This is a genomic window from Spirosoma sp. KCTC 42546 (assembly GCF_006965485.1).
GTDB lineage: Bacteria > Bacteroidota > Bacteroidia > Cytophagales > Spirosomataceae > Spirosoma.
On the sequence record NZ_CP041360.1, the window covers coordinates 2,133,669 to 2,149,221 of the forward strand.

General features: G+C 39.5%; 12 protein-coding genes. 1 reads left to right on the forward strand and 11 read right to left on the reverse strand.

The features are described 5' to 3' along the window. Positions 1-145: 145 nt before the first annotated feature. Complete coding sequence (locus EXU85_RS08560; protein WP_168207762.1) at positions 146-889, reverse strand: YjbH domain-containing protein; 744 nt, start codon at positions 887-889, stop codon at positions 146-148. Between the two features lie 238 nt (positions 890-1,127). Beyond that, entirely contained in the window at positions 1,128-2,192 is a 1,065-nt protein-coding gene (locus tag EXU85_RS08565; protein ID WP_142771688.1) for a hypothetical protein, read from the reverse strand. Positions 2,193-2,778: 586 nt separating this feature from the next. Between EXU85_RS08565 and EXU85_RS08570 the strand changes: the two genes are divergently transcribed. Further along, positions 2,779-3,540 carry a tyrosine-protein phosphatase gene (locus EXU85_RS08570; protein WP_142771689.1) on the forward strand — a complete coding sequence of 254 codons (762 nt, stop codon included), beginning with the start codon at positions 2,779-2,781 and terminating at the stop codon, positions 3,538-3,540. 34 nt (positions 3,541-3,574) lie between these two features. On the opposite strand, the gene EXU85_RS08575 is transcribed toward EXU85_RS08570, so the two are convergent. From EXU85_RS08575 to EXU85_RS08615, 9 genes are all read right to left on the reverse strand, one after another. Beyond that, on the reverse strand, positions 3,575-4,858 hold the full coding sequence (locus EXU85_RS08575) for a WcaI family glycosyltransferase (protein ID WP_142771690.1): 1,284 nt from the start codon (positions 4,856-4,858) through the stop codon (positions 3,575-3,577). Positions 4,859-4,922: 64 nt separating this feature from the next. Next, positions 4,923-7,976, reverse strand: a complete 3,054-nt coding sequence (locus tag EXU85_RS08580) for a FlgD immunoglobulin-like domain containing protein (protein WP_142771691.1) — start codon at positions 7,974-7,976, stop codon at positions 4,923-4,925. Between the two features lie 413 nt (positions 7,977-8,389). After that, a complete protein-coding gene (locus tag EXU85_RS08585; protein ID WP_142771692.1) occupies positions 8,390-9,241 on the reverse strand; it encodes a glycosyltransferase family 2 protein in 852 nt (283 codons plus the stop codon). 130 nt (positions 9,242-9,371) lie between these two features. Then, positions 9,372-10,208: an aldo/keto reductase gene (locus EXU85_RS08590; RefSeq protein ID WP_142771693.1), complete on the reverse strand. Its 837-nt coding sequence runs from the start codon at positions 10,206-10,208 to the stop codon at positions 9,372-9,374. Continuing rightward, positions 10,195-11,856, reverse strand: coding sequence for a GMC oxidoreductase (locus EXU85_RS08595; protein ID WP_142771694.1), 1,662 nt, complete (start codon positions 11,854-11,856; stop codon positions 10,195-10,197). Before EXU85_RS08595 ends, EXU85_RS08590 begins: the two co-directional genes overlap by 14 nt. Then, positions 11,853-12,437 (reverse strand): putative colanic acid biosynthesis acetyltransferase, encoded by a 585-nt coding sequence (locus EXU85_RS08600; protein ID WP_142771695.1) that lies wholly within the window; start codon positions 12,435-12,437, stop codon positions 11,853-11,855. Before EXU85_RS08600 ends, EXU85_RS08595 begins: the two co-directional genes overlap by 4 nt. Positions 12,438-12,470: 33 nt before the next feature. Continuing rightward, complete coding sequence (locus EXU85_RS08605) at positions 12,471-13,679, reverse strand: glycosyltransferase (RefSeq protein WP_142771696.1); 1,209 nt, start codon at positions 13,677-13,679, stop codon at positions 12,471-12,473. A gap of 40 nt (positions 13,680-13,719) precedes the next feature. Continuing rightward, positions 13,720-14,388, reverse strand: a complete 669-nt coding sequence (locus tag EXU85_RS08610) for an acyltransferase (protein WP_142771697.1) — start codon at positions 14,386-14,388, stop codon at positions 13,720-13,722. After that, on the reverse strand, positions 14,385-15,500 hold the full coding sequence (locus EXU85_RS08615; protein WP_246859468.1) for a glycosyltransferase family 1 protein: 1,116 nt from the start codon (positions 15,498-15,500) through the stop codon (positions 14,385-14,387). Before EXU85_RS08615 ends, EXU85_RS08610 begins: the two co-directional genes overlap by 4 nt. Positions 15,501-15,553 lie beyond the last annotated feature (53 nt).

Here is a 15,553-nt window from a genome sequence, read left to right on the forward strand (position 1 = left end):
AGGTACGAAATGTTTATAGAATGATAATCAATTTCCGACGTTGCGTACCTACGGCACGCTAGTTGTTATCATGGGGCAACTTTCTACAAACATTAGTCCCCTATGGGGCCAACCTGTTAACCAATCAACTTACTCCACCAATTCACTACTTCACCACCTCCGACTTCTCCCGTACTCGTTTCGGTAACTTCTTTAACGAAACGGCATAAGACGTGCCGAACGTGATCTGATCGAAATTAATAACGCCCGCCTGAACTGTCCAGCGATCGAAGAGCTTGGCATAGGCACCCAGATTAAGGTGCCGCGAATCCCATTCGATCATTCCGCCCAGCGTTTGTTTAAACCGAATCGCTACGCCCCCAAAAGGACCTGACAAATACGGATTTGAGCGTTCATTTTTATTGTGAAGCTTATAGTTAGAGAAAATATCAAAATTGTTCCCTACATTATCACTTCGATCAAAGTAATACGGGCTTCCAAATCCAGCTGTAACTTCCGCCGTAACCGTTTCACTCAACGTAAAATTTTTGGTGGCAGCAGCGGCATACGTAACCAGTGAGTTGTCTATTCCAAAGGGAGCGGAAACAATCACGGCAACCGATGGCCTGCGTTCGCGCTCCGTCAATACAGCATATTTAATATCAAACTGGCGATCACCAATGCCTCGTGCCTTTAAAGGGAGCTCCCCATTCACCCGAAATATATTTATATTAATCTCAAGTCGGGGTAGCATTGCCAGGGTTGCGTAATACACACTGGACGACTGATTAGGGGCGACATTCACAGACGCATTCGGATCATTAGCACGAGGATCGTAGTGCGAAGGATTATAATGATAGCCGATATGAAACATGCCATCGGCCAGTATCCTTGCGGTAGGGATGTTCATTAACCCTGGCTTACCTGATATATTCACCTGAGCCAAACTCAGCTGTGATCCTACTAAGCCAATTAGTAATAAACTCCTTCCTAAACTCGTACGCATTACACCGGTTACCCTATTCATTAACACAGATTGGATAATCAATCAGTTTACCCCTAAATCCCCTAAAGGGGACGTTGTCTAAGTTTGAGCTAAGTCCCCTTTAGGGGATTTAGGGGTGGACCCGACGAATCGGTTTAATGTATTACGGTGCTACAGTACCCTGGTTGTGGCAGCTATCGAACAGAGCCAGTACAATCCGTTGTGCTTGCCGAACCGTTTCGTTGAAGTTGTTATTGATCGCATTCACGTCTGTGTCAAACGCAAACTTGGCAGCTGCAACTTTTGCGATAGCGGTGATGGTACAGGCGTTCACATCGGCCGACTGCAGGTCATAATACAGTTGGTTTTCCTGCGTGTACAACAGATAGGTGAACGCTTTCAGCAGATCATAGTTTGTTGCGCCTAGGGTACCTTGAATAGCTACTAAATTAGCAAGGTCCGTGGTCAGTTTTCCGCTGGATGCATTAACCAGATTGGTATACTGAGCTAGTTTACCCGAAATACAGCCCTGTACATCACTCTCGGCTGTCGACTTGCCCGAATTATAGTTGCTTTGTACCGTACCCACCTGCGATTGGCGGTCATTTTCCAGTCCAGCTATTTTAGCATCGAACAGGTCATTGGCAGCTTTAAAACAAGGATCACCCACATAGTTAACCGGTTTAACGGTTACTGGCGCTACAAGAGTTATAAATCCTGGTCCCGGAATAGTCGTCGTCGTTGGTCCAATTACATTCCCATTCACCTGAGGGTAGGTAAAGGTCGGGAAGTATTTCTGTAACGTCGGATTGGCTACCAATGAATTGATCTCTGCCTGCAAATTGGAGGGCAGCTTTCCACCATTTTTAATCGAATTGATGATAGTAGGCGTGAACTCGGCATTGAACACAGCGGCCGAAGGAATACCTGCTGCCGATAGCGCAGCGGCCATGTCTGCGGCTGCCTGGCTAACTGCGGGCGTCACATTACCAGCTGCAATATCACTTTTAACCTGACTTGCTGTGGCTGATGGGGTCAACGTAGAAGCCGTTACCGTAACTGCGGCTGGAGGTGTTACACGAAGACCCGGCAATTGCAGATCTCGTAACGATTCCATCGTGTACTTAGGCGCGAGGGGAGTGGCATCCTGGTTCCGGCAAGCGTAGACCATGAACATGAGGCATAGTCCATAAAATGACCATACAGCTTTGTTTGTAGTTGTTTTCATGAGCAATTCTAAATTTGAGACGGTTAAACAAAAATGGTGTGCCAATAGGCTTTACCTTACTTTACTCCTTCAGATATCAAGCCATAGAGGCAGAAATTGAATTCACAACATTGATCTGAGTATTCCGTTTAGCTTAACCGATCAACGGTCTACATACGCCAGCGAGTAGCTAGTAATTCAGTTCACTTTACTGCGTATCTTTATGAGCTTTTTCACTAAACGGAAGCAATATATTGGTAACTACTGGTTTAATATGCCCCGAATGATAGTTAAGTGCATATCAATTTATTATTCGGCGAAAATACCAGACTGGATCTAACATTAATTGTCACATGATTCATTTTTGTATAGTAATGTTGCATTGGTTTAGTATATGAAGTAGTGGAATTGGTGTAGTTAGTGTAAATGGCACTGATACGTATTGACAATGCTTACATGCCGTTTTTTGTTTATCACCTCAACGTCAAGACAAAAAAGGCTTTATACCTTTATTATCAGGAACAAGATGCCCTTTTCCTTCCCGTTGTACTACTAAACCATTACACTAAAGCCTTAATAACCCCGGCCCAGCCGAATTAGAACCGAAATGACGAATCGCGTATTGACCTGGTTGAAAAACCAATTTTCTTCTAAAGAACTACCGAGTACCCCGGCACCCTGCTTCTGGCAAACGGACATCCATTCACACCTGATTCCAGGGATCGACGATGGGGTAAAGACACTGGAGCAGGCCATGATCTGTATCCGTCAACTTGCTGATTGGGGTATTCAAAAAGTAATTACGACTCCCCACGTTAGCCAGGAGCATTATCCAAATAATTCGGCTACTATTTTACAAGGACTAGCCGTTTTACAACAACAGGTCAATCTGGAAGGAATTCCAGTTCAGATTGAGGTAGCTGCTGAATACATGCTGGACAATTACTTTCTGGAACGTTTAGAGAAGGCTCCGCTTCTAACCTTTGGCACTGAAAAATATCTGCTTGTTGAAACTGGCTGGCTAGCTAAGCCAATGATATTAGATGAAATGATCTTCCGAATCCAGACAAACGGATATACACCTATATTAGCGCACCCAGAACGTTACTCGTATTATATAAACGATCTGAATGGTTTACAACGCTTGCGTGATCAGGGCTGTTTGATGCAACTCAATTGGATGTCCATGACAGGCCGGTATGGTGGGCATGTAAAAGCTCAGGCAAAACTGATTCTGAAAAATAAGTGGGTCGACTTCATTGGTAGCGACATGCACCGGCCTGAGGATTTGCCCGCCCTGGAAGCGTTTCTCTCGAATCAGGGATACGAACTATTGAGCCAGCAGCCACTGCGAAACTCGAGTTTATGATGTTAAGTAAACACAGAGTCACAGAGGATATAGTTTAGTCTATTAGTTTTATCTCCTCAGTGTTCTTTGTGGCACTATGTTTACTATCATTCTTTTGCAGCTTCACTAGCTCCGCTTCAAACGCCTGTAAAATACCCTCTTTACTTAAGTACTTTCGAGCATAAGCCCGTGCATTTTGCTGATAGCTTGTTACATCTTCGCTAAGAGCTCGCCCAATCCCATCGATCAGTGCCTGAACTGACTCAGGTTCGATTAGGATACCCATTTGATGCATGTTAATAACATCATGAAGCGTAGTACCCGGCAAAGCAGATACCAGGGCGCAGCCACCAGCGGCCAGAATACTAGTTAATTTGGAGGGAAGTACGAGGTCCGATGCGGACTTCTTTTGCAATACTAAATGAATATCGGCTGTAGCTAAGAGGGCCGATAATTTTTCGTAGGGTTGCAGCGGATGAAAGCTTACATTACTTAATTGATAATCGGTAACCAGCGTCTCCAGGCGGGTTTTCCCCCCCCCCGATCCACAAATCAGAAAACGAATATCAGTGCGGGCTGCAAATTGTTTTGCAGCCTCAATGATGAGCTCTAGCCCCTGTTTTTCGCCTAAGCTGCCGGAATAGAGAATTACTTTATCCTGATTGCGTAAGCTAAATTCGGCGCGTAAAGAGGCTTCACGAGGGAGGGGTTTAATTAACTGTTCATCCACCCAATTTGGAAATAGGAGACAGGGAGCTTCTAATACATTTTTGTCTGCTACTTTCCGAACCATACCCTCACTGATGGTAGAGACAACCGTACTGCGTTTCAGAATAAACTTTTCAATCGAAAAAAGCAGATCGACAAAGGACTTGTTTTTTATCATGCCCAACTCGCTGGCCATATCAACCTGCAAATCCTGCAAATGGTACCATAGTGGCGCTTTTCGTATCATGGAATATAACGTAGGTAATAAGCCAATCTGAAAAGGAGGGGAGATACTAATGACAGCATCATACCGTTTGCCTACTAGTATGTTGAGCCAGTAAGGTAGACTGCTAAGTACAAAGGAGAATTCATGTAAAATACGTTTTAGGGTTGTTACTTTCTTCGGCACATAAAACGGGCAGCGATGAACCGTAACCCCTTCCAGTTCCTCCGTAAACCAACCCTTGTCTTTGTAGCGATCATGAACTTCCCACTCTGGGTAGTAAGGCATAGCCGTAATTACTCGTACAGTGTGCCCTTGACTAGCCAGCCAGGCACCCATTTCACCTGTATATTTTCCCACGCCAGTCAATTCAGGCGCGTAATTAATGTCGTAAATTAAAATTCGCATAAAAGCAGTCTCTGCGGAAAACAGGGAAAGTTATGTTAAAGATAATACGATTTTTAGTGGACCACTAAGGAGTTAAAAACCGCATTGAATAAATATCGATTACGCGGTCTCTAACCGGACCCGATGTCTTTTGTTCTGCTAGTATTCTTAACTTTTTAGGAGCGCGCCAATTTACAGTAGCATCCCAAAAATTAGTTGTAACAGGAGGGGTACTACCATATGTAAAGGTGACACCTGCTGAATTAACGCTGATCTTAATAGGCTGTACTTTAGCCGAATAGGCGGATCTATTGATGGACGGAAAGCTAACGAGCTGAGCTTTATTGCCCCAAATACCCATATCGCGACTTTTATAATCTAACGTGTGATAAAAACGTGCGATTATTTTATCATTATCATCAAGAATATCTAAATAGCAGGCATTACCCCCATTATTCCCATCATTCCCTTCGAAGCTAATTTCACCAACCAAGCTCCAGGAAGTTAAATTAGAATTGTCACCTAAATCTTTTGTAATACTATAACTAAGCGCTTCACCTTTTGTGAATCGCATATAGAGGTCTGGTGAATCCTTTTTATTATTTCTTTTATTCGTTTGAACGAGCCAGTAATTTCCACGCTCAGATGCATCAGAAGCATCAGGCGATCTTGTCCATCCTGCTGTACCACTTCTGATTGATTCAGAGGCATAAGGTAAACCTGCAAGTAGGTCTAGCCCTTGTTTACTCTTTTGTTTTGACTCAATTGCAAATACAGAAGAAAATTGAATAACCTGCTCTTGAATTGTATTTAATCCCTCAATCCGCCAGCGATGGAGACCGCAATGGTCATTTTCGCCACCATGGTATAAATAAACTCGGCCATCTGGAAGCTTAACTACCTGCGCATTCAGCGCGTTTCCATCCATCCCGTAGGCAGCAGGTTGATTTTTTGTTTCTGGGCGGGTAGTCCCAAATTGTCCTATGAATAAGCCATTATCATATACATGATTCCATTTGTTCGTTTGACTAGCTTTCCAGAACTCGCCATGATACCCCCAAATAATATTTCGATCGACAGTAACAGCTACACTACCGGCATAGTTATGAGATAATCCCATTCCATTACCAACATCAAATGTGCCGTCGGCAGGAAAATCACCATAATAATTTTTAGATGTTGTATAAGCCGTTTTCCACTTCCAGGTTGTTTCTCCGATTTTTAAACCACCTAAATGATACTTGTTGGCATTTCCTCCATTACCATCAAATGAAATAAATATATTGCTGCTAGTGATGGCTAATGGAGATGTGCTTGAGCCTGAAAAATAAGGGTTAGGGATACTTACCTGCGTCGTAGAAGCAATGACGGATTCTTCACTATAGATAGGATTATTGTTAGAATCGAAGCCTTTCAGTGTCTTTTGGCGCCACTCCTGTTTACCATCTGTTTTAACCACTCGCTTTAAAGAGCCATCCTTATCAAGCTGAGTATCAACATAGGGTAATATAACTGACGTATTACGAAGCAAGCCTCCTTCAACTAATTCATGTATTTCATTTAATTTACTACTTAGATTTCGCTGGATACAGTAGGTTCTTCCGTTACGTAACGTTACTATATTTTTGGGGTAAAATTTGTCGCTATAAGTAGCTGGTACATATCTCCAATTTCGGACTAATTTCCAGGAGCCATTACTAGGTGACAGCGCTTTTGAGTAATCTACTTTAAATTCTAGAAAACCTTGAAACACTCTGGTTTGATTATTCGGATCTACTGAACATGTATATGGACGGTTAAGAAACATTACTTCCTCAATATACACCCTACTCGATGAGAAGTGAAGCATTCTTCGATTACCTGAATCGCCAAACCAGAATGAACCATCAGGAGCATAAGCTAAAAATGAATAATTATAGGGTGAAATAAGGTTAGTGAACATAAACTTAGTAGGGCTCACAGTGGAATTCGTTAAATAGCCACCTTCTTCTCCCAGCGTCCAATTTAATTGACCATTTTTGGTTGAAAAACCTTTTACTTGTTGACTTTTACCTGCATCAACAATAGCTATCGTTGTCAAATCTGGTGACACATCGATAGCCAGCGGGGCTAATAAGCCAGATAAAGAAAGTGTTGCTTCTTCTAAAGATCCGTCAGGCTTAATAGGAAATTTTTGGATGGAAGTTGTAGACGAGGATATCCATAGGCTATTGCCCTCTACAGCTAAATGTTTAGGGGATACTACTGATTTAATTGTTTGAACTTGCTCTCCAGTAGTCTTATCAAAAACATGTATTTCATTCATGTCTGCATGAGACACAAATAAATATTGTCCTGATTTCTGTACAGCCATACCGCTAATTTTACCTTCTTTTAGTGTATTGTTATCTATACTGCTAGTGAAAGTAGGACGATAACGATTGGATGCAGATGTACCTTTAGGAAAGACTACCTCTTTATCATCACTAATATTAGTGCCGAAAACCAGATTCAAATTACTTTGAGGATCATCTGAAGCCCAGTATATATTTTTTTGGTCTGAAGTGCAGAGAAAAATTCCATTAGTACCAATAAGTAAATCTTTTACAGGTAGATTTACCTGTGGGTTATTGAGTGAGAATTTTTTTAAGAAAGGATCAGTCTCTTGATAAACACTGGCAAAATATGCAGTATTATTTACGATAGTCATACAACCAACAGGGTTCCATCCTCTGTGTACGCTGATTCCAGTAAAATTTTTGGATGTGTTACCTACTACTCCCTCCCATACATAAGTGCAGTTATTAGAAAGTACTCGCGCTTCATACTGTCCATCTGAAATGGGCTTCCCAAAATCATCCGTTTGGTCCCAGGAAATTGTATGTGTACCTGGCTTGTACTCTATACCCGAAAAAAGAGTACGAACGAGCGTACCATTTTTTGTAAATATACCAGCACTAACTTTTGCTGGTTCAGATAAGGTAAAAGTACCTTTAAGATCACTATGTATACCTATAATTTCTATCTTCTTAACGTTTTTTGTATAAACGGATTTAGTTGATATATAATCAGTTGGGACTAAGTGAGCACCTGCAAAGAATATTATAAAAAAACAAATGCTGGCTAACTTTGTTAAAGTTATAACTAATCCTGCTCTCATTTTGATAGGCTAATTAATTCTATTATGCAAATAGTTTATAAAGTTCTACTAAATATTAAAAGTAAAATAAGCGATATTCAGAATTCTATATTATACTAACCATAGTTTAATTTTCTCTCAAAGTTGCATAAATAACTATGGTCGTTGCTATGTTTTTTGTTGCCACGAAGATTTGCGTCGTAAATAGAAACCTTCAGGCTTTGGAATGCTAACTAATCCTAAACTCTATTTTAATTTATTTAATAGATGAACTAATTAAAGGCAAGCTATACTAATTTGGTTGTTAAATTTTATTTCTTAAGTGAAGGACTATATTTTGGCTAATATAAAATTAACTTATACAAGCTAATTTGGAAAACTTAGCTCTTGGAAAGTCAAATTCAGCTAAGACGCATTAGATATTTGACACAAGATCAATTAGAAAGAGAAAATTGACCTTGTTCTTTTGTATTAACTATTTTCTTTCGTAAAATTTCACGCATTTTTATTTGAATCATGAATTCATAGAATGCCATATTTATACAATAAATAAGCCCCGATATACCCTCAAGAAAGCCTAAGTTTAGAATATAAGCTTGAACAAATCGGAGTATAGGCCAGCCTGGTAATCGACTTAGCCACGATTTAAGCGCTGGATTACGCAAACTAGAGTGGGATGCAAAAATATTTTTAAATGGAGGAAGATTGTTCAATCGGGCAACAGCTTCATGGCTTGAATAACGGTTATGTCTGTCTATCCATTGATGCCATCCTTTTGAAAACCCATTGTGAATATATGGCTCTTTGATATACTCAATACGACCAGTTACAAGATCCTCTTTTTGCCCATGTCCGAAGTCTGTAAATCTTGCCCGCCCTTTCCTCATTAAGCGAAATTGCCATTTCGGGAAATTATCGCAATGCTTAAGCCATGTACCATCGAGAATCATTTTCCAGCAAAGATAATAACCCGCGACTTCTTCGGGTGCTGTATTTATTGCCGTGATTAATTCCTGTTGAAGCTCTTTAGTTATAATTTCATCTGCGTCCAGAAACAATATCCAGTCGTAATGGATTGGCAGGTTGTCTAAGGCATAATTGCGCTGTTTTCCAAAACTTTCAAAAGGATTACTGCTTATAGTTGCCCCAAAAGATTTAGCAATCTCTAACGTGTTATCTGTACTTCCAGAGTCAAGAACATGAATATCATCTGACCACTTAATTGCATTAAGACAATTAGGAAGATCGAGTTGCTCATTTTTAGTTAGAATAATAATAGAAATCATTTCTGAACTCTCAATTAGCTGATTTACTGTACTATATAAGTAGACTAGTTATAACGCGGATAGAAACCCGCGCTTGTGAGTAACTAGGCGCGGGTTTCTATCCGCGTTATAACTAGTCTATTAATTTTTCCTATACTAATTTTATGTTTTCTTTAATGTGTCGCTCATTAAACATTGAGCACAGTATTACACTTTGAGGGAAATCTTCAAACAGTTTACCTAATTTTTCCTGTGGCGTTACGCCCACCTTGCCTCCTCGTAATGGGGAGAAGAATATATTTGGCTCTTTTCCCCTTTCTTTTACCGTTTTATCATAACCAGATGCGCCAAATGCATTATCAAACTGTAAAATGTCAAATCGATTTAAATAGGTTTGGTGTAGCCTTTCCTGAGAGCGTGCGAAAGCAAGTCCCCAAGCTTTAATTTTTCCTTCTTCTTTTAAGCGTTGAGCTGTATCACTTAGCTCATCTATATAATCAAGGGTTTGGAGAGGTTCGTGAACAAAAAAATAATCTAAATAATCAGTTCCTAAAGCACGTAAGCTTTGTTCTAAGCTTGACCGCATTGTATTACTATGTAAAGGAATCCGATCATGAAAATGATCTGCTATTGAATTCGGATTGTTGGCTGTATTTGTAACTAATTTGCCTTCTTTCTTTTGCTTATCTTTAATTAAGCGCACTAACGGCTTTAAAGGTCTAAGAAAGCTAGCTTTCCAGTTTGCTTTTATACCGAATTTACTAGCCAGGACAACTTTATCCCTTCGACCTACAATTGATTTTCCTACAAAATGCTCTGCTTGGCCATACCCATATGAGCGCGCCAAATCAAAATGAGTAATGCCATGATCTAGCGCACAGTCAAGAGCCCTTTGTGCGGTAGTTGCATCCACAGAGCCAAGAATCGGCGCACAACCAAATCCCAATGCAGACGAACTAATTCCGCTTACCAATTCAATTGTTCTCATTTTTCCTGGTTAAATAATGGGCAAGCCTAACTGCAAAAGCACCCAATAAAAAAGTGGGATTTGCCTGTCCTGATGTTGGGAATACAGAACTGCTACAGACAAAAATGTTGCTAGTTCCCCATACATTGAGGTTCTGGTCAACAACTCCTTTTTCTGGGGAGTCTGCCAGTCGGGTAGTACCAACCTGATGAATTCCATCTTTAGACATTCCCCGAATAGCATTTGGAAGTTCTTCTTTATCGTACCAATAATTTAATTCGCCACAGCCACTACTACGTAACCATTCATCTAAAGTATGATGCAGCTTGATGACTGAATTTATATCCTCATCCGTTAATTTATAGTGAATGACAAGTGTTTCTTTATCCTGGCCAAGTTCCATTCTGTTTTCTGCATCAGGGACTTGTTCGGCATGAAAATGAAGAGCATAGCGATTTTGAGGACTAAATAGAAATACACCTGGAAGTTTCCGTTTAAACAAATATCGTTTAACGAAAATCGATGCTGGTATTACTAAAGAACCAGGAAGCTTTCGGAAAATATTCCAAAAGTGTTGTGGTATCCCTGTTACTTTTCCTTTTGTTATCGAATGGCTAATAGCAGGAGGTGCAAGCTTTTTACCAATGATAGGGGTAATCATGGCAAGGTACATAAAAGACATTGCCCCACTACGGTGTTTAGGGTCGAAATAAAGGGGGTTGTCGAGCCAAATGGCCGTATTTAAAAGATTATTATTAATAAGAAACTCCGAAGAAAATTGAAAGCGCCGTCTAAAATAACTCCCATCAGTATCTCTAAGAAACCCATATTCTGTTTTCTTAGGATCTCCTTTGAACTGAACCGAAGCAATTTTCCCAGATACATGCCCTTGATAATATTTACCCAGTGAGGATGGTATGTCAGATAACTTCTTGAAAAGTTGTGGATTCCGAAGTAAAATTCGGGTAGATTCCTGTGCCCCAGCTGCAAGAATAAAGGTATGTGCCTTAATTTTCTCAATTTTTTTGGTCTTGATATCACGTATTGACAAGGTAGACACATTTCCCAAGTTATCTGGAGATGAGAAATCACGTGCTTCAAATCCTTCAATAAAAGTCAAGTTTGGTTGGTCTGCAATATCTTTAGCATATCGTTCTCCAAACCGGGTGGGCATACTCCAGCGTTCGACAATGGAATCCGTCACTATTCCATCAACGAAGTTTTCTGCAATGTGTTTTTCCCCTAGTTGTGGCACCTCTTTTAAATTAAAGATTGGCTTACCACATTCAAAGTAATCTGCAGTTTGAGGTAAATATTGATTTATTTCATTTAATAAATCAATATGCCAGGTACAACCTTCGTTTAAGATTGTCCGGTCAATAAAATCTACTTCATCATACATTACACATCGGCCTCCCCAAGTTGCCGAAGTTCCACCTAATCCTTTGTTTGTAGCTTCATAGGGATCATGATGATTTAAAGAATTTTTGATTTCAATCCTATCATCTAAACTATTTTTGCTTGCTTGCCCTTTAATTCCGTATTCAATAAGTAAAACTTGGTGGTTTGGATTCTTTCTGGCATATTCTAATGCACAAATTATTCCGGCCGGACCACTGCCAATAATACAAACATCAAACAAGTGTTTGCTAACTTGTTCGCTTATCATTTTTGTAAAATTCCTGATTCTAAAAAGTTGTGTCTTTCTCTCACTGGCTTAGCTGGATTGCCCGCGTAAACCATCCAGGGCAATAAGTCTTTTGAGGTTATAGTGCCTGCTCCTAGCACACTACCTTCACCACAATGGACTCCTGGTAAAACAATTGCTTTAGCACATATCCAAACATAAGGTTCAAGCATAATCTCCTTTTTGATGTATGTAAATTCGATACTATTATAATTATGAGTAGCGCCACACAGGTATGCGTCTTGTGAAAGAATAGAATGGTGTTTTAGATAAACTCCTCCTGGGTTATATATTTCAACACCTGGTCCTATTGTAACTACATCTTCAGTTTTCAATAGCCAGGGAGCCCAAATTTTACAGGTTGGATAAATGAAGTTCTGCTCACCTAATTTTGCGCCAAATTTACGTAATACCCAAATTCTCCAGGCATGTAGTGGATTAGGTGTCCACTTACAAAATATCGCCCAACTGATATTCCATAATAGCCGACGGACTTTGTCCCGAAAAGAGAACACAGGCCGTATATAAAAATCAGAACTATTAGGATTATGGGTATCAAACATATTTATAAAATTTTATTGGCTAAGTGGACACTTCTATGAGCGTAACGTATTTATATAACGTCTGGCAACAGGGCCAATTGAGAAATTTTCTTCATACGTGACGCGTGCCCTATCTTCCATTACTTTTCTGTCAGATGAAGGTAATTCAAACCATTTTTTTAATAGTTGGTTTGTTCCTTCTAATGTATCATCAGCAACAAAACCACATTTACCAGCTTTAACCTCTCTCCATATATTTACTTGATTGGAAAGTAATACAGGCTTTTTACAGGCTAACGCTTCTGCAACTACAATACCAAAATTTTCCTGATGGCTTGGTAATATAAATGCTTCACATCCGTAAAAGGCTCCCCATTTAGTATTATGAGTTAGCATTCCCGGAAAATAAATTGACTTATCAAGTTTATGCGTATCAAAGGCTAATTGCTGCATTTTTTGCCCATAAGCTGTTTCTAAGCCTGGCCCCGCAATCACTAATTTTGGAAATTTGACACTATTTAAACTTTTGACTAGGTCAGCATATGCATTTATTAGGAGTTCAACCCCTTTTTTTTCATGTATCCGGCTTAGAAAGAGTAAATAATGTTCTTGAGTAAGTTCAGGGCATTTTTTTAAAAATGCTGTGCGCATTGCTTCCGTAAAAGCCGGTGGTTCTAAAATGCCGTAGCCAATATTTACTTCCCGTTTAGGCTTATAAGGGTAAAATGTTTCCTTCGCCAACAGGAGTTCAGTTTCGCAAGTAAATAAAATTCCATCGGCATTGTTAACTACATTGCTTTCGATTAATTTCCAGTAAACCCAATTTCGTATTGCTTTTAATAATCTATTTTGGGCTTTTTGAAAATAGGGATCAAGCATACCATGTGGTATAATAAATACTTTAGGCACTTGTTTTATCGCTGCGTCATTAGCTGATTGCTGATCTTTAAGTTGTTTTATTACTTTGTTAACCGCATAAGTATGATACAACCAAAGGCCATGCACGACTACAAAGTCATATTGTAGGATGTTTGTCTTAAGCCAAGGTATTAGCTTGGAGTTATACCACCAAGGGCCCTGCCAGGGGCCAATAGCATAATGGCAGAAGGAGTCGTCAAGAATAAATTTTTCATCAGGTGAGTCTAAGCTAAGAACGTCAGCTTGTACACCTAATTTTTTAACTTCATATACTATATTACGGACGCCATGAGATGGCCCTCCAAATAAAGGATTTATTGTTGTAATTACATGTAAAACACGCATGGATTCTAATTTTACACACTTAGCTTTAACTGTCGTATTTTTAATAGACAAAGCCTTCTGTACGAGTAAAATATTTAGCAGTTATAGGAATGGCTTTAATTGGCTTGGCAGGAACACCACCATATAATGTTCTTTCTTCATTATACCTCTTATTTAAGAGCGATTTGGCGCTGAGTACAGAATAAGACGGTAAATAAGCACCTCCTATAAGCACAACATTTGTCCCAATGAAGGCGTATTCTCCAATATATATTGGGAAGCTATCTTGACGGTTTTCTAGAATGTTTATAGAATGTGTTAGTAATTGAGAATGATAACCAGCAATTGTAGTGAATTTCCCAATTTCAATACGATTTGTACAATCTAAATGATGATACTTGGTAATAGCTGCAGATTCGCCTAACAGTAGCTCTGCATGACGGTCAATTTGATGTTTAAAATGAGAATGATTACCGATAGTTGAAAAGCCTGTAATCCAGTTGCCTCTACCTATTGATGATTTCGTATTCATTTTAATAAGATCTAAATGAATGGCAACTGTAAAATGCTCAATCTTAGAAAAAGCATCCATAACAAGTTCTCTCGGAAATACCCAGGAAAGGCCAATCCGAGCAGTTGGGTGGATTTGGTACCCAAACCATTTTTCCAGAGCCCGTCGCCGTAAAGACCACGGCATAATAAACGTTAATAACTTTAATAAATTTATCATGAAAGCTCTACGAATTCTTTATTTTTAACGCCAAATAAATTGAGATAAGCTTTCACCATTTTTGACGGTTCGTATCGTCTACAGTTCTCATATCCCTGTTTAATGAGATTATCTTTTGTAACCGTATCTTCTAATAAAAGGAAAGCCTTAGCGAATTCTTGCGGATTGAACGGGTCTGCATGAAAGGCAGTTTCTCCACTTACTTCTGGTAATGGCTCTATATTACTAGCAATTACTGGAGCCCCACAAGCTTGTGCTTCAATAACCGGCCATCCAAAACCCTCAGATAAAGATGGGAAAATGAACGATTGACAAGCACTGTAGAGAGCGATTAGCGTAGTATGATCGGGCTTAACTATTGAAATAATTCTATCATTCAAGCCTACTGAATTGGCATATTGCTTTAGATCATCATCAAGAGCATGACCTGCATAACATATTCGACCAGACCAATTATCGCCCAAGGCTAAAACCATATCTATCAATAACTTTCGGTTTTTCCTTGTTAAGTTAGATCCAACATGTAATAAAAAAAGCTCGTCTGGTTTAAGGCCTATTTTGCTTAGTATTTCATTTCTTTCAATCCTACTCATTGGATAAAAATTAGCATTAAATCCATTATGAATTACCTGCCAATTTTTTGGTTGGGTAGACCGAATTTCAGCAAGTTCATTTAATTGAGAAAGGGTTAATGCTGATACAGATGCAATTTTTTCGGCCCGAATTAAATTAGTTAATATCCAGTTCTGAAGAAATTTTCCGGTGCTTGAAGGAGGGCAATAAGCATCGGCATGCCCCAATGCTCCTCGTATAGCTAAAACATCATGACAAGTTATACTTGTTTGCCCACTTGGTAAATGTCTTAAATAAGGAGAGTTGGAATGATCACATATATGAAAAAAAACATTTGGATTATTCAAGCCCTGATTTAAAATCCGCCATCGCAGTAAAAGCGGGAATAATATCCATTTATCAATATAGCCTAACCATTTACCTATACCTGAAAGTGTCGATTTTGCTTTTATGCTAAGAAATGAAGTTGGACGCCAAATTTCAGACTCATAACCAGAATTTTGAAAGCCAGTTTGCAACATTTCTGCAAATCGGCTCATGCTTTCCTGTTTATCAGACAGCAGGTTTCCAATAAGTATTAGACGCATTGCAA

Bases quoted from the DNA above. Each gene is read 5' to 3' on its own strand.
- EXU85_RS08560 (WP_168207762.1), bottom strand. From the start codon at position 889: ATGAACATCCCTACCGCAAGGATACTGGCCGATGGCATGTTTCATATC.
- EXU85_RS08565 (WP_142771688.1), bottom strand. From the start codon at position 2,192: ATGAAAACAACTACAAACAAAGCTGTATGGTCATTTTATGGACTATGC.
- EXU85_RS08570 (WP_142771689.1), top strand. From the start codon at position 2,779: ATGACGAATCGCGTATTGACCTGGTTGAAAAACCAATTTTCTTCTAAA.
- EXU85_RS08575 (WP_142771690.1), bottom strand. From the start codon at position 4,858: ATGCGAATTTTAATTTACGACATTAATTACGCGCCTGAATTGACTGGC.
- EXU85_RS08580 (WP_142771691.1), bottom strand. From the start codon at position 7,976: ATGAGAGCAGGATTAGTTATAACTTTAACAAAGTTAGCCAGCATTTGT.
- EXU85_RS08585 (WP_142771692.1), bottom strand. From the start codon at position 9,241: ATGATTTCTATTATTATTCTAACTAAAAATGAGCAACTCGATCTTCCT.
- EXU85_RS08590 (WP_142771693.1), bottom strand. From the start codon at position 10,208: ATGAGAACAATTGAATTGGTAAGCGGAATTAGTTCGTCTGCATTGGGA.
- EXU85_RS08595 (WP_142771694.1), bottom strand. From the start codon at position 11,856: ATGATAAGCGAACAAGTTAGCAAACACTTGTTTGATGTTTGTATTATT.
- EXU85_RS08600 (WP_142771695.1), bottom strand. From the start codon at position 12,437: ATGTTTGATACCCATAATCCTAATAGTTCTGATTTTTATATACGGCCT.
- EXU85_RS08605 (WP_142771696.1), bottom strand. From the start codon at position 13,679: ATGCGTGTTTTACATGTAATTACAACAATAAATCCTTTATTTGGAGGG.
- EXU85_RS08610 (WP_142771697.1), bottom strand. From the start codon at position 14,388: ATGATAAATTTATTAAAGTTATTAACGTTTATTATGCCGTGGTCTTTA.
- EXU85_RS08615 (WP_246859468.1), bottom strand. From the start codon at position 15,500: ATGAGCCGATTTGCAGAAATGTTGCAAACTGGCTTTCAAAATTCTGGT.